The 21,010-nt window shown below is 45.4% G+C and carries 13 protein-coding genes; 8 read left to right on the forward strand and 5 right to left on the reverse strand.

The genetic code is table 11. The features are described from left to right. The first annotated feature begins 9 nt into the window (after nucleotides 1-9). From aceE to PATL_RS17190, 5 genes are all read left to right on the forward strand, one after another. Complete coding sequence (gene aceE / locus PATL_RS17170; protein WP_011576086.1) at nucleotides 10-2,682, forward strand: pyruvate dehydrogenase (acetyl-transferring), homodimeric type; 2,673 nt, start codon at nucleotides 10-12, stop codon at nucleotides 2,680-2,682. 20 nt (nucleotides 2,683-2,702) lie between these two features. After that, on the forward strand, nucleotides 2,703-4,697 hold the full coding sequence (aceF, locus tag PATL_RS17175; RefSeq protein ID WP_011576087.1) for a dihydrolipoyllysine-residue acetyltransferase: 1,995 nt from the start codon (nucleotides 2,703-2,705) through the stop codon (nucleotides 4,695-4,697). Nucleotides 4,698-4,809: 112 nt separating this feature from the next. Further along, nucleotides 4,810-6,234 (forward strand): dihydrolipoyl dehydrogenase, encoded by a 1,425-nt coding sequence (lpdA, locus tag PATL_RS17180; protein ID WP_011576088.1) that lies wholly within the window; start codon nucleotides 4,810-4,812, stop codon nucleotides 6,232-6,234. A gap of 342 nt (nucleotides 6,235-6,576) precedes the next feature. Then, the gene (locus tag PATL_RS17185) at nucleotides 6,577-8,658 is read left to right on the forward strand and encodes a M13 family metallopeptidase (protein WP_011576089.1); all 2,082 of its coding nucleotides are present in this window, start codon (nucleotides 6,577-6,579) and stop codon (nucleotides 8,656-8,658) included. A gap of 155 nt (nucleotides 8,659-8,813) precedes the next feature. Then, nucleotides 8,814-9,062, forward strand: coding sequence for a DUF1289 domain-containing protein (locus PATL_RS17190; RefSeq protein WP_041714556.1), 249 nt, complete (start codon nucleotides 8,814-8,816; stop codon nucleotides 9,060-9,062). Here the strand turns inward: PATL_RS17190 and PATL_RS17195 are convergent. After that, nucleotides 9,059-10,000, reverse strand: a complete 942-nt coding sequence (locus PATL_RS17195; RefSeq protein WP_011576091.1) for an alpha/beta fold hydrolase — start codon at nucleotides 9,998-10,000, stop codon at nucleotides 9,059-9,061. The genes PATL_RS17190 and PATL_RS17195 overlap by 4 nt on opposite strands. 125 nt (nucleotides 10,001-10,125) lie before the next feature. Here PATL_RS17195 and PATL_RS17200 point away from each other — a divergent pair, with 125 nt between their 5' ends. The 3 genes from PATL_RS17200 (at nucleotide 10,126) to PATL_RS17210 (ending at nucleotide 12,653) form a co-directional block, all read left to right on the forward strand. Then, nucleotides 10,126-10,956, forward strand: coding sequence for an HDOD domain-containing protein (locus PATL_RS17200; protein ID WP_011576092.1), 831 nt, complete (start codon nucleotides 10,126-10,128; stop codon nucleotides 10,954-10,956). Nucleotides 10,957-11,134: 178 nt separating this feature from the next. After that, nucleotides 11,135-11,866, forward strand: a complete 732-nt coding sequence (locus PATL_RS17205) for a DUF481 domain-containing protein (protein WP_232283245.1) — start codon at nucleotides 11,135-11,137, stop codon at nucleotides 11,864-11,866. A gap of 49 nt (nucleotides 11,867-11,915) precedes the next feature. After that, nucleotides 11,916-12,653 (forward strand): DUF481 domain-containing protein, encoded by a 738-nt coding sequence (locus PATL_RS17210; RefSeq protein WP_011576094.1) that lies wholly within the window; start codon nucleotides 11,916-11,918, stop codon nucleotides 12,651-12,653. Between the two features lie 62 nt (nucleotides 12,654-12,715). Here the strand turns inward: PATL_RS17210 and PATL_RS17215 are convergent, their stop codons facing one another. From PATL_RS17215 to PATL_RS17230, 4 genes are all read right to left on the reverse strand, one after another. Further along, entirely contained in the window at nucleotides 12,716-13,948 is a 1,233-nt protein-coding gene (locus PATL_RS17215; RefSeq protein WP_011576095.1) for a hypothetical protein, read from the reverse strand. Then, nucleotides 13,945-16,302, reverse strand: coding sequence for a putative bifunctional diguanylate cyclase/phosphodiesterase (locus tag PATL_RS17220; RefSeq protein ID WP_011576096.1), 2,358 nt, complete (start codon nucleotides 16,300-16,302; stop codon nucleotides 13,945-13,947). The genes PATL_RS17215 and PATL_RS17220 overlap by 4 nt, the downstream gene beginning before the upstream one ends. After that, nucleotides 16,295-16,903: a methylamine utilization protein gene (locus PATL_RS17225; RefSeq protein ID WP_011576097.1), complete on the reverse strand. Its 609-nt coding sequence runs from the start codon at nucleotides 16,901-16,903 to the stop codon at nucleotides 16,295-16,297. Before PATL_RS17225 ends, PATL_RS17220 begins: the two co-directional genes overlap by 8 nt. Nucleotides 16,904-17,062: 159 nt before the next feature. After that, on the reverse strand, nucleotides 17,063-20,806 hold the full coding sequence (locus tag PATL_RS17230) for a FimV/HubP family polar landmark protein (RefSeq protein ID WP_011576098.1): 3,744 nt from the start codon (nucleotides 20,804-20,806) through the stop codon (nucleotides 17,063-17,065). Nucleotides 20,807-21,010: the final 204 nt, after the last annotated feature.

Below are 21,010 nucleotides of genomic sequence, written 5' to 3' on the forward strand. Positions count from 1 at the left end.
GAGAGCACCATGGCTGATATGATGCATCCGGATGTGGATCCACAAGAAACGCAAGAATGGTTAGATGCCTTAGACGCAGTATTAGAAGAAGAAGGCATTGACCGTGCGCATTATTTGCTAGAAAGCTTAGTAGAAAAAGCCCGTCGCAATGGTGCGTATTTGCCTTATGATGCGACCACAGCATATATCAATACGATCCCTGCAGGCCAAGAGCCTACCATGCCAGGTGACCAAACCATTGAAGCCAACATCCGCAGAGCCATTCGCTGGAACGCGATGATGATGGTGCTTCGCGGCTCTAAGAAAGACTTAGAGCTAGGCGGCCATATTTCAAGTTTTGCCTCTTCTGCCATGTTGTACGATGTAGGCTTTAACCACTTTTTCCGCGCACCTAACGAGAAAGATGGCGGTGATTACTTGTTCGTACAAGGTCACGTGTCACCTGGAATATACTCACGTGCATTTATTGAAGGGCGTCTAAGCGAAGACCAACTTGACGGCTTCCGTCAGGAAGTAGACGGCAAAGGTGTTTCATCTTATCCGCACCCTAAATTAATGCCTGATTTCTGGCAGTTCCCAACTGTATCTATGGGCTTAGGCCCGATGCAGGCGATTTACTTGGCGCGCTTCTTAAAATACCTGACCAGCCGAGGCCTGAAAGACTGTTCAGATCAACGCGTATGGTGCTTTATGGGTGACGGTGAAGTCGATGAGCCAGAAAGCTTGGGGGCTATTGGTCTTGCATCACGCGAAGGCCTAGATAACCTAACATTTGTCATTAACTGTAACCTACAGCGCCTAGATGGCCCGGTACGTGGTAATGGTAAGATTATCCAGGAACTAGAAGGCACGTTCCGCGGCGCAGGCTGGGAAGTATTGAAAGTTATTTGGGGTCGTTACTGGGATCCACTATTGGCCCGCGACTCATCAGGCAAATTGCTTGATGTGATGAACGAAACGGTTGATGGTGAATACCAAAACTACAAAGCGAAAGGCGGTGCTTACACACGTGAGAACTTCTTTGGCAAATACCCTGAGCTAAAAGAAATGGTGTCAAATATGTCAGACGATGACATTTGGCGCTTGAACCGTGGCGGTCACGATCCGGTTAAAGTCTACGCTGCGTACAAGCGCGCAACTGAAACCAAAGGTCGTCCACAGGTTATCCTAGCCAAAACCGTCAAAGGTTACGGCATGGGCTCAGCAGGTGAAGGTAAAAATATCGCTCACAACGTGAAGAAAATGGACGTGGATTCGGTACGTGAATACCGTGACCGTTTTAATATTCCTGTTGCAGACGAAGATATTGCAAACTTGCCGTATTTCAAATTTGCTGAAGACAGCGAGGAAATGAAATACATGCGTGCCCGCCGTGAGTCGCTACATGGTTATATGCCAGTACGTCTTGCAAAAAGCACTGAAGACTTACCTGCTCCTCCTCTTAAAGCGTTTGAAGCGATTACTAAAGGATCGGGTGATCGTGAAATCTCGACCACTATGGCCTTCGTTCGTGTACTCACCGTTATGTTGAAAGACAAAAAAGTCGGTTCTCGCGTCGTGCCCATCATTCCTGATGAAGCTCGTACGTTTGGTATGGAAGGCTTATTCCGTCAAGTTGGTATCTATTCCAATGGCGGTCAAAAGTACGTCCCTCAAGATAAAGATCAAGTGGCTTACTATCGTGAAGACGAAAAGGGCCAAGTACTGCAAGAAGGTATTAACGAGCTAGGCGCAATGGCCTCGTTTGTTGCGGCTGGTACGTCATATTCGACCAACGATTTGCCTATGATCCCTGTTTATATTTACTACTCAATGTTCGGTTTCCAACGTGTTGGTGACATGGCGTGGGCAGCGGGTGACAGTCAAACACGCGGTTTCTTAGTCGGCGGTACAGCGGGTAGAACAACCCTCAACGGCGAAGGTTTACAGCACCAAGATGGTCACAGCCACATTCAAGCTGGCTTAATTCCTAACTGTGTGTCTTATGACCCAACCTATGGTTACGAAATTGCCGTTATCGTTCAAGACGGTATGCGCCGGATGTTTGAAGAGCAAGAGAACGTGTTCTATTACCTGACCGTAATGAATGAAAACTACGTTCAACCAGCTATGCCTGACAACGTTAGCGAAGGTATCGTCAAAGGTATTTATAAACTTGAGCATCAAGGTAACGCCAGCAACAAGACCAAGGTGAAACTGCTTGGCTCTGGCACCATCTTAGAGCAAGTGCGTGAAGCCGCTAAGATTTTGCATGACAAGTACTCTGTTGCATCAGAAGTCTACAGCGTGACCTCATTCAATGAGTTGGGTCGTGACGGCTTGGATTGCGAGCACTTTAACTTGTTGAATCCTGAAAAAGAGCAACGCGTTCCTTACATCACGACAGTGTTAAACGACGGTTTTGATGGCCCTACTATCGCAGCAACGGATTACATCAAAACTTATGTAGACCAAGTACGTGCGTTTGTTCCAGGTCAATACAAAGTGCTAGGCACAGACGGTTTCGGCCGCTCAGATAGCCGCGCTAACTTGCGTCATCATTTTGAAGTAGATGCTAAATTCGTGGTCATTGCTGCCCTTCGTGAATTAGTTACAGCGGGTAACATCGATAAGAAAGTATTGGTAGATGCGATTGCAGAATATGGCATTGACCAAAATAAAATTAACCCGCTTTACGCATAACCATTGAGGATTAAATCAAAATGTCAGATATAAAAGATGTATTGGTACCCGATGTGGGTGGCGACGAAGTAGAAGTCATTGAAGTACTTGTTGCTGTTGGCGACGACGTTGACGCAGAAGCATCCCTTATCACGGTAGAAAGCGATAAAGCGAGCATGGATATCCCTGCCCCTTTCGCTGGTAAAATCAGTGATATTTCGGTCAAGGTCGGTGACAAAATCAGCCAAGACCAACTGATCATGAAAATGTCCAGTGGTGACAGCGCACCCGCAGCTCAAGAGTCTCAAGAGCAAGCCCCTGAGCCTGCTAAGACTGAAGCTGCCAGCCCTGCGAAAGAAGAAGCACCAGCGGCTTCTTCAGCAGCACAAGTGATTGAAGTGACCGTACCCGACATCGGTGGTGACACCGATGTTGAGGTCATTGAAATCCTTGTCGCCGCCGGCGATAGCATCGAAGAAGAAACAGGCCTTGTCACCCTTGAAACAGACAAAGCCACTATGGACGTTCCTTCACCTAAAGCAGGTGTTGTTAAAGAAGTGAAACTCAGTACTGGTGATAAAGTATCTGAAGGCTCACTAGTGATTTTGCTTGAAGTCGCAGGCAGTGCGCAAGCTGACTCTGCACCTCAAGCACAAGCAGCGCCGGCTCAAAAGCAAACTCAAGCCGAAAGTGCCCCTGCAGCACAAGAAGAACAAACCTCTGGCGAACCTGAAACGATTGAAGTGACTGTACCGGATATCGGTGGCGACACTGATGTCGATGTCATTGAAGTCTTAGTTGCCGTTGGTGATGAAATCGAAGAAGAAACCGGTTTAATCACACTTGAAACAGACAAAGCGACCATGGACGTCCCCGCACCTAAAGCGGGTGTGGTTAAAGAGCTTAAAATCAACGTTGGTGATAAGGTTTCAGAAGGTTCAGTCGTGCTTCTGCTTGAAGTCGCTGGTAGCGCTGTGAAAGCAGCGCCTAAGGCTGCACCTAAAGCACCTGAGCCACAAGCATTACAAACATCAGCGCCTGCGCAACAAGCCCCTAAATCAGCCCCTGTGCCTCATCATCCTTCAGCGGGTGAGCGCGGTAAAGCAGGGAAAGTACATGCCTCACCTTCGGTACGTCGTGTAGCTCGTGAATTTGGTGTTGATTTAACCCAAGTCAAAGGCACTGGCCCTAAAAACCGTGTGTTAAAAGAAGATGTTCAATCTTACGTTAAGTATGAATTGTCTCGTCCTAAGATGACCTCAGGTTCTTCGGTTAATGCTGGCGGTGGCGGTTTACAAGTGCTTGCGCCACCTAAAGTTGATTTCAGCAAATTCGGCGAAATAGAAGAAATTCCATTGACTCGTATCCAGAAGATTTCTGGACCGAACTTGCATCGCAACTGGGTCACTATCCCACACGTCACTCAGTTTGAAGAAGCTGATATCACAGACTTAGAAGCATTCCGTAAGCAGCAAAATGTGGTTGCTGAGAAGAAAAAGCTTGGCTTTAAAATAACGCCATTGGTCTTCATGATGAAAGCCGTAGCGGATGCCCTTCAAGCGTACCCCGTGTTTAATTCTTCTTTGTCTGAATCAGGTGAAAGCTTGATCCAGAAGAAGTATTTCCACGTGGGTATTGCGGTAGAAACACCAAACGGTTTAGTTGTACCTGTGGTACGTGATGTTGATAAGAAAGGCATTTACGAGCTATCGAAAGAATTGATGGATATAAGCATCAAGGCGCGAGACGGCAAACTGAAGGCGGCTGACATGCAAGGTAGTTGTTTTACCATTTCCAGCCTAGGCGGAATTGGCGGAACCGCGTTTACCCCTATTGTAAATGCGCCAGATGTCGCCATATTAGGTGTGTCTAAAAGTGAAATGAAGCCGAAATGGAACGGTAAAGACTTCGAACCAAGGCTAATGTTGCCTTTATCTTTGTCTTACGATCACCGAGTCATTGATGGCGCAGTTGCCGCACGCTTCGCTGTACACTTGGGCAAAGTCCTAGGTGACTTGCGCGAAATGTTACTGTAACGAACAGCTAGGCGATAATGTACAAAAAGTTATCGCCTTTTCTTTGCTAACCAGACATCGGCTAGGTAGAATTTCCTAGAGTCTGGAAGAAAATCAATAGATTGAGGTCAAAATGAGTGAAATTAAAACTCAGTTGGTAGTGCTTGGTGCGGGCCCTGGTGGTTATTCCGCGGCTTTCCGTGCTGCTGACTTAGGAATCGAAACAGTAATTGTTGACGTAAACAGCAAGCTAGGTGGTGTGTGCTTAAACGTAGGGTGTATCCCTTCAAAAGCTCTGCTTCATGTAGCAAAGGTAATCGAAGAAGCTAAAGCGTTATCGGCTCATGGTGTCGATTTTGGCGCGCCAAAATTTGATTTAGACAAAATTCGTGACTGGAAAGACAGTGTAGTTGACAAGCTCACTGGTGGTCTCGCTGGCATGTCTAAAATGCGTAAAGTGAAACACGTGCAAGGTTACGGCAAATTCACAGGCAGTAACACCCTTGAAGTGAAAGGCGACGACGGCACAACCACAATTTCTTTTGACAACGCTATTATTGCCGCCGGCTCTGAGCCTGTTAGCTTGCCTTTTATCCCTCAAGATGACCCTCGGGTAATCGACTCAACTGGCGCCCTAGAGATGAAAGACATCCCTGGTAAAATGCTAGTTCTAGGCGGTGGTATCATCGGTCTTGAAATGGGTACGGTATACAGTGCGTTAGGTTCACAAATTGACGTGGTTGAGTTCTTGGATCAATTGGTGCCAGCAGCTGACAAGGACATCGTTAAAATTTACCAAAAAACCGTTAAAGACAAATTCAACATCATGCTTGAAACCAAAGTGACTGCGGTTGAAGCGAAAGATGACGGTTTGTACGTGACGTTTGAAGGCAAACAAGCACCGGCAGAACCGGTTAAATACGACAAAGTATTGGTTGCAGTGGGTCGTCGTCCTAACGGTAAGTTAGTTGACGCTGACAAAGCTGGTGTAACCGTTGATGAGCGCGGGTTTATCAATGTTGATAAGCAAATGCGCACCAACGTTAGCAGCATTTTTGCTATCGGTGACCTAGTAGGTCAACCTATGCTTGCTCACAAAGCCGTACATGAAGGCCATGTAGCGGCTGAAGTTATTTCTGGTATGAAGCATTACTTTGACCCGAAATGCATTCCTTCTGTTGCCTACACTGAGCCAGAAATGGCTTGGGTGGGGTTAACTGAAAAAGAAGCAAAAGAGCAAGGTATAAGCTTTGAAACAGCTAACTTCCCTTGGGCAGCTTCCGGTCGAGCAATCGCTTCTGCTGCTACCAACGGTATGACTAAGCTTATTTTCGATAAAGACACTCACCGCATCATCGGTGGTGCCATTGTGGGTACCAACGCAGGCGAAATGCTTGGCGAAATTGGTCTTGCGATCGAAATGGGTGCTGATGCTGAAGACATCGCATTGACTATCCATGCTCACCCTACCTTGAATGAGTCTATAGGTCTGGCTGCTGAAATGTACGAAGGTAGCATTACAGATTTGCCTAACCCGAAAGCGAAAAAGAAAAAGTAATATTTTTTAACCGCTTGCACGTTAGATTTTAAAAGGGCCTCAGGGCCCTTTTTTATTGCTCCCAATATGCTCTAGCTCTTATTTCCAACAGCGATGACTCGATGAATAACCTTTATAACGTGAAATACGCTGGAATTATCTGAAATTCAGCTAAATGCAATGTGTTACAAATTATCACACTTATTATGCGATTCTTAGAGCTAAGGATTTTGCACTTAACGGTTGTTGACATTAGACTGCTCGCTGCCTAAACGACAGAATAAAAGTGAGTGCACTGCCCGTTCTCGTGACGTATCACGAACTTTAGGCATAATGGTGTAACATCACTTCACAAGGAAAAATATGAAAAAGCTATCTTTAGTAGCAATGAGTGTATGCATTGCATTGGGTTTGAGCGCTTGTAGTCCTAGCCCTGAAAAAGAGTCAGAAACAAAACAAGAAATCACAAAAGTCGCTGAGAAAAAGGCTCCTGAATTATCAGGTATCGACTTAACGGCAATTGATAAAACCGTTCGTCCTCAAGACGACTTGTTTCGTTACGTAAATGGTACATGGCTTGAAACCACAGAGATTCCAGGAGATAAGTCTCGTTATGGTGTATTCAACGTGTTATATGATGATACCCAAGATCATCTTAAAACCATCATCCAAGAAGCTGCTGACAGCAACGCCAAGAAAGGCACCAATACGCAAAAATTAGGCGACATGTATAACAGTTACATGAACGTTGAATTAGCCAACTCCTTAGGCCTTTCACCACTTAAAGCTGAGCTTGATAGTATTAACGATATCAGAGATATGAAGCAAATATCGGCTAAATTTGGTGAGCTTTACACTAAAGGTATTGGCGGGATCTTCAACTTCTATGTGTCACCTGATGCCAAGAAACCTGAAGTTGTTGGTATGTACTTAGTGCAAGGCGGCTTGACCTTGCCTGATCGTGACTATTACAGTAAAGACGAAGAAAAATTCGTTAACTTCCGTAATGCAACGCAAACATACATGGCAGCTCTACTAGAAAAAGCTGGCGTAAGTGATCCTGAGCAAGCCGCTTCAGAGTTAATGGATTTAGAAAAAGACATAGCCTCCAAGCACATCTCGCGCGTAGAAAGCCGTGATGCAGAAAAAAACTACAACAAACGCAGCGCGCAAGAAGTAACCAGCTTAATGGGCGGTAGCTTTGACTGGCAGGCTTATGCTGCTGCTAGCGGTATCAGCAGTGTGGATGAAATTATCGTGCGCAACATGCCTTACTTTGAAGCCGTAGGCGAGATATACGCAAACCATGACGTGCAAGTTTGGAAGAACTATCTCACTTACAATTTGCTCGATGCTTACGCCTCTCGTTTAGATGAAGAACTGGTTAACCTACATTTCGATTTCCACTCAAAGACGTTGAACGGTATTCCTGAGCAGCAACCTCGCTGGAAACGTGCAGTTGCCGCAACCAGTGGCGTATTAGGTGAAGTACTCGGCCAGCAATACGTTGAACGTCACTTTACCCCAGAAGCAAAAGCAAAAATGGATGAGTTAGTTAAAAACTTGACCAAAGCGTACGGTGAAAGCATCGATCAACTCGATTGGATGACGCCTGAAACGAAAAAGGCTGCCCGTGAAAAGCTTGCTAAGTTTACCCCAAAAATCGGCTACCCTGATAAGTGGTTGAACTACGATGATCTAACCATTGCCGCAGACGACTTAGTCGGCAACTATCTGCGTTATTTCGAATTCGATCACGCAGTAGATGTAGCTAAAATTGGCAAACCCGTCGATAAAGCAGATTGGGGCATGACACCGCAGACAATCAATGCTTACTACAGCCCGGTACGCAACGAAATCGTGTTCCCTGCAGGCATATTGCAATCACCGTTTTTTGATATGACCGCTGATGATGCTGTTAATTACGGCGCTATAGGAGCGGTAATTGGCCATGAAATTGGCCATGGTTTTGACGACCAAGGCTCAAAGTACGATGGCGAAGGTAACTTGCGTAGCTGGTGGAGTGATGAAGATCGCGCCGCATTCGATGTGCTTGGTAAAAAGCTTGTGGCCCAATTTGACGCTTACGAACCCATCCCAGGTCAGCACGTAAACGGTGAGTTGACTTTAGGTGAAAACATTGGCGATTTAGCCGGTGTGACTATCGGCTACAAAGCCTATCACATGTCACTTGGTGATAAAGAAGGCAAGGTCATTGACGGCCTAACCGGTGACCAGCGCTTCTTTATGGGATATGCCCAAGTATGGCGTAGCAAAATGCGTGAAGATGCTTTACGTGCTCGCTTGCTTAGTGACCCACACTCACCTGGCGAATACCGTGTAAACGGCATAGTAGGTAACGTTGATGCTTTCTATGAGGCCTTTGACGTTAAAGAAGGTGATAACATGTATCTGAAGCCTGAAGACCGCGTTAAAATCTGGTAATCAATGGTCGGTCTTTGATCGCCTAGCTATGATTAAAAGCCAATTGAGGTGCTCCTTGATTGGCTTTTTTATTCCTTTGAGCTATGAGCTTTAGCGGTACCAATTTCCCCCAGCCCGACGTAAACTTTAACTATTCCTTTTATCGAGGCCTAGCGGTGCAACAACTCGAAATATTCCACATTGAAAGTCCTTGTATTGGCGTTTGCCAAGCAGGCCCGCGTGGATATTGCTTAGGCTGTTATCGCTCTAGAGAAGAACGGTTGCACTGGATCAACTTAGACGATCAAGTAAAAAGTAAGATTGTGAAGGCTTGTGCTCTGCGTAAAAAACGTGCTTTTGCGCGAAAGCGCAGCCAAGACGCGCCTCCCCCACACCCGCCTATTCAGGGCGACTTACTAGACTAAACCGCGGCTTTTAGTCGCTCACTGACCTTTCTTAAATCTGCACTGTGTGCGATGTTTGCTATATCGCTGACGATAGACTGCCACAATTCAATGGGCAACGTATGCCCCATTCCAGCATAAATTTTCAATATCGCGTTATCAATTGCGCTCGCGGTTGCTTGGCCGTTATTCACTGGAAGCAAGGGGTCACCCTCACCGTGAATAACCAATGTTGGTAAAGATAAGCGATTCAGGTCGCTGGTGCGATCCTTAGCCGTTAAAATAGCAGCAAACTGGCGTAGTACTCCATCTGTGCTAACCCCTATTTCATATGCTCGCCGCACTAGATTTTGCGTTCGAGGTAAGTCGAAGGTATAAAAATGACCATGCAGTAATCGCCAAAATTCAACACCACTTTCGATGCATTTTTCACGCTCTTTAGGCATCGGTTTCAACAGCTTAAGTAATACCATTTTGTCAGGCTTATACAGGTTTTTATCACCGGTACTAGACATAATAGATGTCAAGCTCAGGACGTTTTGCGGATGATGTATGGCCAATAGCTGAGCTATCATTCCTCCCATTGATGCGCCCACTATATGGGCTTTAGTGATCCCTAATTGCGCCATCAAACTGACCACATCATCTGCCATATCTTTTAATGAATATGGGGTAGAAACCGTTGCGTCAAACAATCCACTTGCCGCCAACTGCAATAAATTCGGAGGCAAGCTATCAGCCAGTACTGTGCTCTCTCCCACATCTCGATTATCGAAGCGGATCACCCAGAAGCCTTGTTCGGCGAGCATGTTACAGAACCCATCTTCCCAGAAAATGCGCTGGGCCCCTAGCCCCATAATCAGCATGATTGAGGGGTTTTCGCACTTACCAAAAGCATCAAAAGCAAGGCGAACAGCGCCGGCGTGATTTCTCAATTCTACAGGTAGAGCATGGGGCATAAATAAGGACCTAAATGAAGACACTCCGTTTTGGCCTGTAAAAGCGCCTTTAGTTCAATGTCAATATTGCAACAATGAGGGCTATACTGAGCGACTAATAATAATAAAAATCAAAGAGCCAGCTTATGTTCACTGCTGATGAATACGCAAACCGTGCCACTGAGTCATTCGCTTTACCTAAAATTTGTATACAAATTCGCACGCTGCTGGACAGCAACAATGCCAGCACGGACGATATCGCCAGACTTGTCTCTACCGACCCAGCCCTTAGCTCCAAACTTCTGAAGCTGGCCAACAGTGCCTTGTTTCGTTTTGAATCTCAGGTGGATAACATTAATAAAGCCGTTAATGTGGTGGGCGGTGAAGCGCTGTATAACTTAGTGATGGCCGAGACGGCTGGCTCTGCGTTTGAACATTTCAGCAACGACGTCATTGATTTAAAGCGTTTCTGGTTACAGAGTATCTACGCTGCATTGGTGGCTAAACATTTAGCAAAGATGACGCAAACCCGCACCAGTGCTCGGTATTTTGTTATCGGCTTATTGCACAATATTGGTGAACTCATCGTGGCTGTACAAACCCCTGAATTGGCAATTGCCTGTAACGATTACGACCAACATGTACCACCTTGGAAACGCCAAAAGTCAGTACTGGGATTCTATTATACGGATTGTACTCATGCGTTGTTAAAACAATGGGGACTCCCTGCGCATTTGTACCAAGTGTTGCCAGATGCCAACAATGAAACGGCCGCAAACTCGAGCCATGAAGCAAGCCTAATGTTTATAGTTTGCCGCGTGGCTGTTGCTATGGTTTATCCTGATAAGTTTAGTGCTTCAAGTGTGATTCACCCGATGATTTTGCGCAAAGCGGGTTTAGAAGAACAAGACATAACGGACGGTATAAAATTCGCACACATGGAAGCACAAACGATGATTGAACTTCTTAGCCCCTAATGTTCTAGTAGTAGCCTAAAGTAGAAGGCTTCAGCCATGTTTATGGATGCATTTACTATCCCGTTTAGCTATACTGCACGGCATTGTCTTTTAGCTACCTATCATGTTTCGAAGAATAATGCTTAGATACCTCATCTTGCTGGCACTATGTTTCCCCTGCCATGCTCAAATAAACATTATGCGCTCACTCTACATGTCCGACAGCGGTGGAAACCTTCCAGCCTCTGGAAGCAACATCACGGCCACCGGTGAATTAGGTTTACTGTATAACAAGGGCAATACCAACTCTTCCAGTGTCAATGCTAAATTTAATATCAGTCACGAACTCGAGAAATGGAGCTATCAAGCGATTGCCAACACTCGGTATAAGACCTCAAAGGAAGCAGATGATGGGGGGGATGAATATGATGTCACTACGGCTCAGAAGAACTTTATCTCCACCCAAATAGACTTTAAGCTCGCCTCGCCGGATGAACGGATCTTTATTTACGCCGAATATGAAAATGATCGGTTCGATATTTATGACTACCAAACTTTAGTCGCCAGCGGTTGGAGCGAACGCCTTTGGCGTGACGAGTTTAGCGAGTTCAAATACAGTGTAGGACCGGGTTATGCTATCGCTGAAGCCAAAAACGACGAAGAAAATGATGACTTACAAGGCGTCATTCTACGTACTGCTTTGGAATACACCTTAGAAATATCTAAATCAGCGCAGTTTCGCCAGTTTATCAGCACAGAAACCGATCCCGAATACACCAAAACAAAATCAGAAACGTCACTTTCCACTAAAATATTTGGTTCATTAGCCATGAAGCTGTCCTTCATTATGGAACACAACAGCAACGCCGAAGTGAGCCAAGAGAGCCTAGATACGGAAACCGCTGTTACGCTTGTTTATCAATTTTTCTGATGCGCCATCGCCCTAACAAATTTACTTTTCAACTTAAGGATATTTTTAAATGAAAAAAACGCTTATCGCCACTGGATTACTCCTTGCGGGAAATGCCTTCGCCCAAGAAGAAGTTAAACCATTTTCTATGGATGGCGAGCTGGGCTTTATCGCTACCTCAGGTAACACAGAAACCACGTCTTTGAATGCTAAGTTGTCTGCTCATCAAGAGTTAGAGCAATGGAGTAATGATTTCTTATTCGAGGGTTTATATAAGAAAGATGATGTCACCCTTGATGATGATACTAGTGAAAGCCAAACTACAGCGCAGAAATTCTTTATCTCTGGTCAAGGTAACTACAAGTTAGCCAACCCTGATCACCGTTTATTCGCGTTCGGTTCATACGAAGATGACCGTTTCAGCAGCTTTAATTATCAATCAACCGTTGCCGCGGGTTGGAGCCAAAAGTTGTGGGACAACGAAACCACCAAGTTTGAATACAGTGTGGGTCCTGGTTACTCTTTTGCTGAAACCTCTGAAGGCGAAGACGCTGATAGCTTTATCGTCCGTGGGGCATTGGGCTTCAATTGGAAAATTTCTGATACCGCAACGTTCAAACAAACAATGAGTACGGAAGTCGGTGAAGATAACACTAAGTCTAAGTCCATAAGCTCTATCTCAGCCAAAATAAACAGTTCATTATCAATGAAACTAACCTTAACGTTCGATCACAACTCGAGTGTGTCTGAAGGAATAGAAAAGCTAGATACGCAAACAGCAGCAACCATCGTTTACACTTTCTTCTAAACAACGGTCAAGCTTAAAAAGAAACGGCAACCATGGGTTGCCGTTTTTGTATCTATATACTGCTAGCGCCATCTGTACTGCGCCACGGCAAGGGTTTGTTGCTGATTTTGTCTTTGTTGTTCGCCGAGCGTCGAACGAATATCAGCGCGATTACGATTAAAATGTTGCTCTAGCCCCACTTGCCAATTTTTATCAATAGTATAGCGCCATGCCAAGGTCATAGCCTGCCCGTCGCTGTTGTTTGGATCATCTGGGAATATGTCATCTTCCCTCACCTCAAAGTCATCGTAGCGAGCGCTGAATCGATGTGAGCCGACTTTATGGCTGTACATCACATAGTATGCATCGAAATTAATGTATACGAACCGCTGCCCCATGTGGCTGCTGCCTGTTAACCATTGGGCAATGAATCGTCCATTTGGCGTGACGTCATGTGAGAACGCTAACGAATGAAACTTAGTACGCCAAGCGTATAAACGCTGAGAATTCACGACGTTTGGATTGGCTTGATTGTCGTAGAAATAATAACGGACTTTGCTTCTGTGATAGTAATTCAGGTGTGCACCTAGGTAATACCCCACTCTGCTATCAAGCTCATGAAATGGCTCCACATAAGACGGATGAAAAATTCCGTTAGGATCCACAACCGTAGGGTAATTAGCGAAAACAACTCTATCATTGTGCAAACTTTGTCTATCGTGCATTGCAAAGCCTCGCCAGCTAAGCACGGTCCCCAAGGTATCGTTGCCTTTAAATGCCCCTGCTGTTACTTCCCAAGTCAATGGACTGCGACGACTGCGCCCGGAACTAAATAACGATCCCTCGATACCCGCAACCCTGAGTTCTTCACCAATCCAACTGTTGATAGCAGATTGCGTATAGGCATAGGGCGATAACCATCCTAAATCAACATTCTCAAGAGACAAACGCGGGTAAAAAAAACCTGCTCGCCCTTTAAACCGGACCTGGCGATGAGACAAAGGCTTATAGTGTATGGTGGCTTGTGAGATACCCAAGCGCTGTTCACCTAACTGATACAGGTTAGCACTGACGTCATAGGAAAAACTCGATGATAACCGATCCGTTATTCTCAATACACCTTGCTGTAAATGCACTGCATTATCTTCATACGCAAGAATACCGGTCCCTTTTTCAAGCCATGGCGCCTGCTCATCACCGTGCACAATATTCGCCTGAATGAGGCCGCTGAGTTGCTGGGCACTTACAGGGATTTGCCAACCGACTATTCCATAAAAGCCGAGTAACATCACAGACACAAAACGCGATAACCTCATTGTGAGCACGAAGCCAATCCCTGCTCGGTAAACATTTCATACCAAGAGATTAATTCATCAGCGCGCAATGCCTTAGTCATATAGTAGCCTTGCGCCTTGGTGCAACCGACTTCTCTTAAAAATTCTAACGTTTCAAGGTCTTCAACTCCCTCAGCTACGGTTGTAAGCCCTAAATTTTGCGCTAAGCTGACTAGCGTTTTCACCATCACTCTGTCTTCTTGGTTTGTGGCTAGCGCAAGTACAAATGCCTTATCAATTTTGAGTTCATCTACCGGCATTTTTTTCAATTGAGCCATCGAAGAATACCCCGTACCAAAGTCATCGATAGACAAGGTAACCCCCATATCTCGGAGCAGGTTTAATGCCTTAAGGGCATTTTCTGGATCGCCCATAACCGCGCTTTCAGTCACCTCCATTGTCAATGCACTGGGGGGTAAATCAAACTCATTGAGCAAAGATTCAATGCTCGCTGGTAACGATAAATCAACTAAATCGATCGCTGAAATATTCACTGCCACGGAAAAACATATGTTCTTATCACGCCATCGTTTGACTTGCTCACACGCTGTTCTTAATGCCCATTGGGTAACGTGGCGAATAGCGCCTGTTTGCTCGGCTAGTGGAATAAAATCATCAGGGGGAACGAAACCATGTTCAGGGTGAAACCAGCGTATTAGGCATTCCAGCGTCTCTATTTTGTCGCTCGCGATGGTTAACTTCGGTTGGTAATGCAGCTCTAATTGTCCCTCGCCTAACGCGCCTTTAAGCTGTGACATCAGGCTCAACCGAACCACTGAGTGCTTGTTAAGTGCATCATTATAAAGGGCGAATGGATTATGCTGATCTTTACAACTGTACATAGCAATATCAGCACATTGCATAAGCCCTTGCAGCGACGAAGCGTGTTGTGGATAAAGGGCAATTCCCATTGAGCAGTCCACATCTAGTACTAGATTTTCTATCTTAAAAGGCTGCTCGAACACGCTCAGGAGATTTTGAGCCACATCTTGCGGGCGTGTATTGGCCTCTTGAAGGCCGACCCAAGCATATTCATCTCCCCCTAATCGCGCACAGAAACCCTTGTTTTGCGTATGACTATGTAAACGCTTGGCGATGGCAATAAGCAGTTCGTCGCCTAAATCATGACCTAGGGTATCGTTTATCTCTTTGAATCGGTCTACATCTATCATCAACACGATCAACTCGCATTCTGGTGCTTGCCTGATCATGTCGCTGATATGGTTAGAAAACTGGATGCGGTTTGGGATATGAGTTAGCTCGTCAAAATATGCCAGTTGGTGAATTTGCGCTTCACGATCTTGGATACCTAGTTGCATATCACTAAAGGCGCTGGAAAGCGTTTCTACTTCTCGAGTGTTTGCACTAGGAAAACTATCAACATTCTCACCGGCACGCATTCTGCGCGCTGCATCTATCAATTGCTTCAATGGCTTGGTAATTTCGCGTGATAGCAGTGTCGCACCTAACAAACCCAGCGCGGCAGCGGCCAACAAAATGAAGATTAATTGACCAATTAAACTTTCATTAGAAAGAAACGCATCATCTTCGTCCATCGACAATACAATAAAAGCCGATTCCCCTTGCCAAGTGCCAAGCTCAAAAGCACTGTAAATGATGCTGGTAGAATTTAATGGTAGCCTGTGAAGCCCTCGCGTTTTAGCGATTTCACCTTGCTTTTGGCCCGCGACGAAATGCGCTTCAGGGGTCGCTCCCAACAGCACACTGGCATTGCCACCGAACAGTGATATTTGCATATCGGTTAAATCCACCAGATGTGGTGTGAACAATTTCTTTGCATCAATCCCCATCACGACCCAAGCATTGATATGGCCTGACGTTTCGACAAAGCGCACAGGTGTTGAGCGCATAAGGTAGTTACGCCCTTGGTAAGTAAACCAATGTAACGCTGCTTTGGAGAAAGCAGGAACGACTTGCTTGCTATTTTCAAACGGCGAATGCGCTTCAATAAGTGGTGTGAAGTCCTTACTCAAAACCCAGTAGATATCTGCTCCTAAACGGCTCTGGTAGTTTGACATAGCGGAGCTTAATGAGCGTTGATCATTTTTAGCTGTTGCTATGAGTTGCTTCATGCTGAAATCTTTGGCGAGTGTGGCCATTCCGTTATCTAGCGCACTGGCTCGTCCCTCCACATTGTCCTGAACGACCGCAGCAGAAGTTTGAATATGATTCATTAGTTGAGCACTAGCGTGTTTGAACGTGGCTTGCTGAACGAAATAAATGGTTACCACGACGATAATACTGAGCAAGAGCAAAAATATGAAAGACATCCGCATTTGCAAAGATGGTTTAATCAATACGCTTTTGTTACTCATATTCACCGAATTCATCTGCCGCATCTTCAAAAGCATTTACATCAGGTAACAGAGCAGAAGGCACACTCATGCTCACGTGAGTATCACCTTGTATTGATAACATCATTTGAAATGACTCTGGGCTATCGCTAATACGTGGATGCCATGCTTTAAGAGTATATTCACCGTCAGGCACGCTGATTGTCACCTCGCCTGCGTAGTCCGATTTTTTAAAATACGGTGTATCCACTACATAGATGTAACCCAGCATCCAGTCATGCACGTTACACCCCATTTCCACCACTCCAAGGTTGTCGAACAATAACGGATCCGCCCGTAATCCCTTGTATAGCTCTAACTCAAACACCTTGGCGCTAGAGAACGAGTATACGTGATGCTGAATCGAGTCAGAATTAGGAAAACTCACTTGAGTGTTACGCTGAACAGCAAGAATATGCGGGTAAAACTGGGTGTCGACTTGATCCATGATCGCCATGTTTTCAACAGGCTCGAAAGATTCCGTTTTCGGTATAAGATAAACCACAGCATTCGCTAATGGGTTTTGCTGGTTATCCAAAAGGGAAACCGCAATGTTGCCAGCAAAACTGACTGAATTTGCCATGATTAGCAATAGAAAGAGAATGAACCTGGTCACAGCCGCCTCAATTTTTTGAATAATACTAACTTATTTTTTGTTGATGTATTATATAAAGACGCTTTTTTACGACATTTAATGGGGCAAAGACAACGAAATCACGTCGTCTTTGTCATAGTTTCTTACTTAGTCATTTTCGGATAGGCTAGCCAGCACACGCTTAGCTTCATCTGATTGCGGGGGGTGTCCGTTTTCGATGATTTCTTCAAGTAGCTCCGTAGCTGATTCTGTCTCACCTATTTCGATATAGGCATGCGCCAAATCAAGCTTAGCGCCAAAGCCGTCGTCACTGTCCACGTCAATATGATCAACGTCGCCTTGTGCCCCTGAAAACTCCCCCATCACAGACTCTAAATCTAGCGCTTTTTCCGGTGAGGGATCCGCCGTGATACTGTCATTAAGCAAGTCGTCAACGTCCAGAAAATCGCGCTCTTGTTCATGGGGATCGCTTTCTTCCAGTAAGGTTGCGATGTCCACCGCGTCGTCAATATCCTGTCCGGCTTGATTGGTATTGCTGGGTGACGGCGTGTTTTCGGTCGTTGCAGAAATGGCGTCGCCCAAATCTTCATCTAAACTTTGCAACATGTCATCGAATGAGCCGGATTCTAGGTTCTCGATGGCCCCTTTGTCGTCTTCATCTACTTCGTTTAACCAGTCCCCTAGTTCAGGGAATTCATCTAACTCTTCACTGTCTTTATCAAAGGACGGTGCTAATGATTCGTTATCAGATAACGCTGCGCTATTGCTAGAGTTATCGTCTAGAACAAAATTATCTAGCGCACGCTCTAACTCATCATCATCAAAATCACCTATGGCATCTATGTCGTCTAAATCCATTGCATCGGATGACAGCTCACTTTCCTCAGACTGAGATGGCTGTACACTGGTTTCAGGCCCATCGTCGTCAAAATCTGCAAGTGCTTTTTCTAATTCACCGTCATCAAAATCGCTCAAGCCATCTATATCATCCAAATCCATAGGATCAGACAAGGTGTCGCTTTCACCCGCTTGAGAGGGTTCGTCATTTGCCTCAGCTATCGATTCATCGAAATCAGCAAGTGCTTGCTCTAACGCATTATCTTCATCGAGAACATCTGATTCAGTATCTAATTCCAGCTCTTCATCTTCTGCCTCGTCGACTGATTCGTCAGCGGCTGTCGCCTTAGATGCGGTTTCCTCTGTTAACGGCTGTGACTCCTCTGTCACAAACTCGTCGGCCTGCTCAGCTATCGGCGTCGATGCTTCATCGCCTTTCCCTGGCTCTTCTTCTGCAGGTTCGTCTATTAATTCGTCAGCAATTGCTGCCTCAGGCAATGTGCCCTCTTCTAACAACTCTGATTTATCTGCTGCAAGCTCTTCAAGCGGCTCGTCTTCTGTCGCCGGCTTTTCATCTACTGAGTCATCTACTAACTGGTCAACATCTGCTGCTTCTGGGGTTAGACCTTCTTCTAAAGGCTGTGATCCCTCTGTTACAAACTCGTCGACCTCCTCAACCGTCTGCGTTGGTTCTTCATGGTCTGTCCCAGACTCGTCAAGCAGCTCGTCTTCTGTTGTCCGTTTTTCACCTATGGAGTCATCTACGGAGTCGTCTACTGACTCGTTAGCGTCTGCTACTTCTGGGGTTAACTCTTGTTCTAGAGGCTGTGATCCCTCTGTTACAAACTCGTCAGCCTGCTCAGCTGTCTGCGTCGACTCTTCATCTTCTGATTCTTCAGTGTTTGCCGCCTCTGGGGTTAAATCCTCTTCTAGAGGCTGTGATTCCTCTGGTAAATTTTCCTCTTCTGAGAGCGCTGATTCTTCTGTTTCGAACTCGTCGGCCTGCTCATCGGTCAGCGTTGGCTCTTCAACTTCAGTCCCAAACTCTTCATCTGCTGACTTCAAATCTTCTACTGACAGATTTTCAACATCATGTTCAATTTTTTCAGACTCATGGCTATCAGCTTCAGCAAAGATATCGCCTAGCCCTTCTGTAATCTTGTCTAATTCCTGAATATCATGTTGCGGCGTACCGGTAAATTCTGGCTCGGATGCATCCTCTTCGTCGGGGAGCATATCCTGCATCATCTCGACTTGTTCAAGTTCATCAATCAAGTTGCTGGTGATGTTGTCTAGCTCTTCACTTTGCGATGCAATTTCTTTATCGAGTTGCTCGAGCATATCTTCATTGATAGGATCATCTGCATTTACTTCAGATGATTCTGGTAATTCAGGTTTAGGCTCAACGAGTAAATCATCAATACTGATCTCAGGTTGCTCATCACTGTCATCTACCTGGGAGACTGCACTAGCCTCGCTTGATGTTTCCTGTAATAGCTCGTTAGATGCATCACCAGTGGCTTCGACGTCCGGATCATCCGACTCGTTATCGTCTAAATCTAAGTCTTCATCCCCTAGCTCTTCAACAATTTCGGCTTCGGTTGCGCTCTCTACTTTCGCCGACTCGTCGAGATCTATATCAAAGTCAAACTCTTCGTCGTCTGAGGCGCTCGACTCCTCAGTGTTTTCAGGTTCAGGAGTTTGTGCTTGCGTGTCGTCTATTTCGACCTTCTCAGTTTCGGCTTCTTGCGCGTCAGCCTGAATTTCTTCCTTATCTTCATCAGACAGGCTGATGTTATCCATTTCTTCATCAATTTCAGCCAACAGATCGTCTTCATCTTCGAATAGGTTGTCTAAATCATCTTGGTCAAGTTCGTCACTTCCTGCTTCAAACTCTTCTGTCGGGTTGAGTTCGCTATCTGGCACCAACATATCATCGCCAAGATCATCGAATTCTTCCTTTCCAGCAAGTTCTGATGTGTCATCTAACTCTTGCGTGTCGTCAAATGAGTCTTTCAGCTCTTCTGCTAATACATCGTCGGGAACATCTTGTTCGCCAAATAAATTATCGTCATCTAATTCCGAAGTTAATTCTTCGCTCAATGCATCAGACAGATCATCCATCTCACTGGCCACGTAAGTATCAGCCGGCTCATCTTTTGTCGCCAATAAGTCTAGATCCATCTCCTGCGGCTTTTTACGCTTCATTAGCCAGAAAGCAAAACCACCTAAGATAAGCAAAGAAATTAAGATAGAGGAGATAATCAAGGTCAGTGGTTTCATCAGCCAGTCTGTGAAACCGCCTTCTTGCTGCTGTGCCAACGCTTTGGCCTCAGCATCACGTGATTTAGCAAGAAGCTCTTCAATGCTCTTGCCCATTTGCGACATTTGTTCGTCTCGGATTTCTTCTTGACTGCGAATTTCTGCTAAGTCTTTGTTAACCGAATCAAGGCTTTCGAAAACGCGCTGGTTTTCATTGAGAATAGTTTGAACGCTGAGAATAGACTCGGCAAATTGTTGCCGAATTTCTTGAAATTGACGATTTTGTTCCTCATCGATAGCACCTAAACGTTTTTCAATTATGTCTTTGGTTTCGTCTAAATCGTCTTTACTGGCTAATTTTTTATTGACGTTACCTGTTGCGCCATCGCCAAGAGTTTCGCCACCTAAATTAAGTAGCTGATTGTCGTAGCGCACTTTTGAAATAGCCTGAGCTTCGTTTACCCTATTCACATACTGAGACGCTGGTAGGCGCAAAATAGCCCCGTCTCTCATCAGGTTTATGTTATTGCGTTCAAAAGCATCGGGGTTAAGCTCGTAGGTCGCGAGCATCACTTGATATATGGAGTGATTGGTATTCTGTCTTGCATCGCTTGCAATACGCCAAAGTGTGTCAGCGGCCGTTATTGGGCCATATGTTTGACCTGAATAATCGGAATCGCTGCTTTTGGGACCTTTAATACGGATTTGCTGAAAATCGGCTGCGTGTAAACCAATAGAGAAGTTTAAGGTGAGGCTCGCTACAAATAAGAGGGCTAGCGTTCGCAAATTCATTGATCCTTTATGCCTCGAAATTAGGGTAAATAAGCCGCCATCAGGTTATTTACAATATCATTTATTATTATCGTTACGCGTACTTGCATACGACGAATCACAGCAAAAAATATTCCACAAATTCATAAACTAAGTGGATTACATCTTCACGTCTTACTATAAACCAGAAGATTCAGATGATCTAGAATGGCCTAGTCGCCACTT

The sequence above is a fragment of the Paraglaciecola sp. T6c genome (assembly GCF_000014225.1).
GTDB classification, from domain to species: Bacteria; Pseudomonadota; Gammaproteobacteria; order Enterobacterales; family Alteromonadaceae; genus Paraglaciecola; species Paraglaciecola atlantica_A.

Bases quoted from the DNA above. Each gene is read 5' to 3' on its own strand.
- aceE (WP_011576086.1), top strand. From the start codon at position 10: ATGGCTGATATGATGCATCCGGATGTGGATCCACAAGAAACGCAAGAA.
- lpdA (WP_011576088.1), top strand. From the start codon at position 4,810: ATGAGTGAAATTAAAACTCAGTTGGTAGTGCTTGGTGCGGGCCCTGGT.
- PATL_RS17230 (WP_011576098.1), bottom strand. From the start codon at position 20,806: ATGAATTTGCGAACGCTAGCCCTCTTATTTGTAGCGAGCCTCACCTTA.
- PATL_RS17185 (WP_011576089.1), top strand. From the start codon at position 6,577: ATGAAAAAGCTATCTTTAGTAGCAATGAGTGTATGCATTGCATTGGGT.
- PATL_RS17210 (WP_011576094.1), top strand. From the start codon at position 11,916: ATGAAAAAAACGCTTATCGCCACTGGATTACTCCTTGCGGGAAATGCC.
- PATL_RS17195 (WP_011576091.1), bottom strand. From the start codon at position 10,000: ATGCCCCATGCTCTACCTGTAGAATTGAGAAATCACGCCGGCGCTGTT.
- PATL_RS17200 (WP_011576092.1), top strand. From the start codon at position 10,126: ATGTTCACTGCTGATGAATACGCAAACCGTGCCACTGAGTCATTCGCT.
- PATL_RS17215 (WP_011576095.1), bottom strand. From the start codon at position 13,948: ATGAGGTTATCGCGTTTTGTGTCTGTGATGTTACTCGGCTTTTATGGA.
- PATL_RS17220 (WP_011576096.1), bottom strand. From the start codon at position 16,302: ATGAGTAACAAAAGCGTATTGATTAAACCATCTTTGCAAATGCGGATG.
- PATL_RS17205 (WP_232283245.1), top strand. From the start codon at position 11,135: ATGCGCTCACTCTACATGTCCGACAGCGGTGGAAACCTTCCAGCCTCT.
- PATL_RS17225 (WP_011576097.1), bottom strand. From the start codon at position 16,903: ATGGCAAATTCAGTCAGTTTTGCTGGCAACATTGCGGTTTCCCTTTTG.
- aceF (WP_011576087.1), top strand. From the start codon at position 2,703: ATGTCAGATATAAAAGATGTATTGGTACCCGATGTGGGTGGCGACGAA.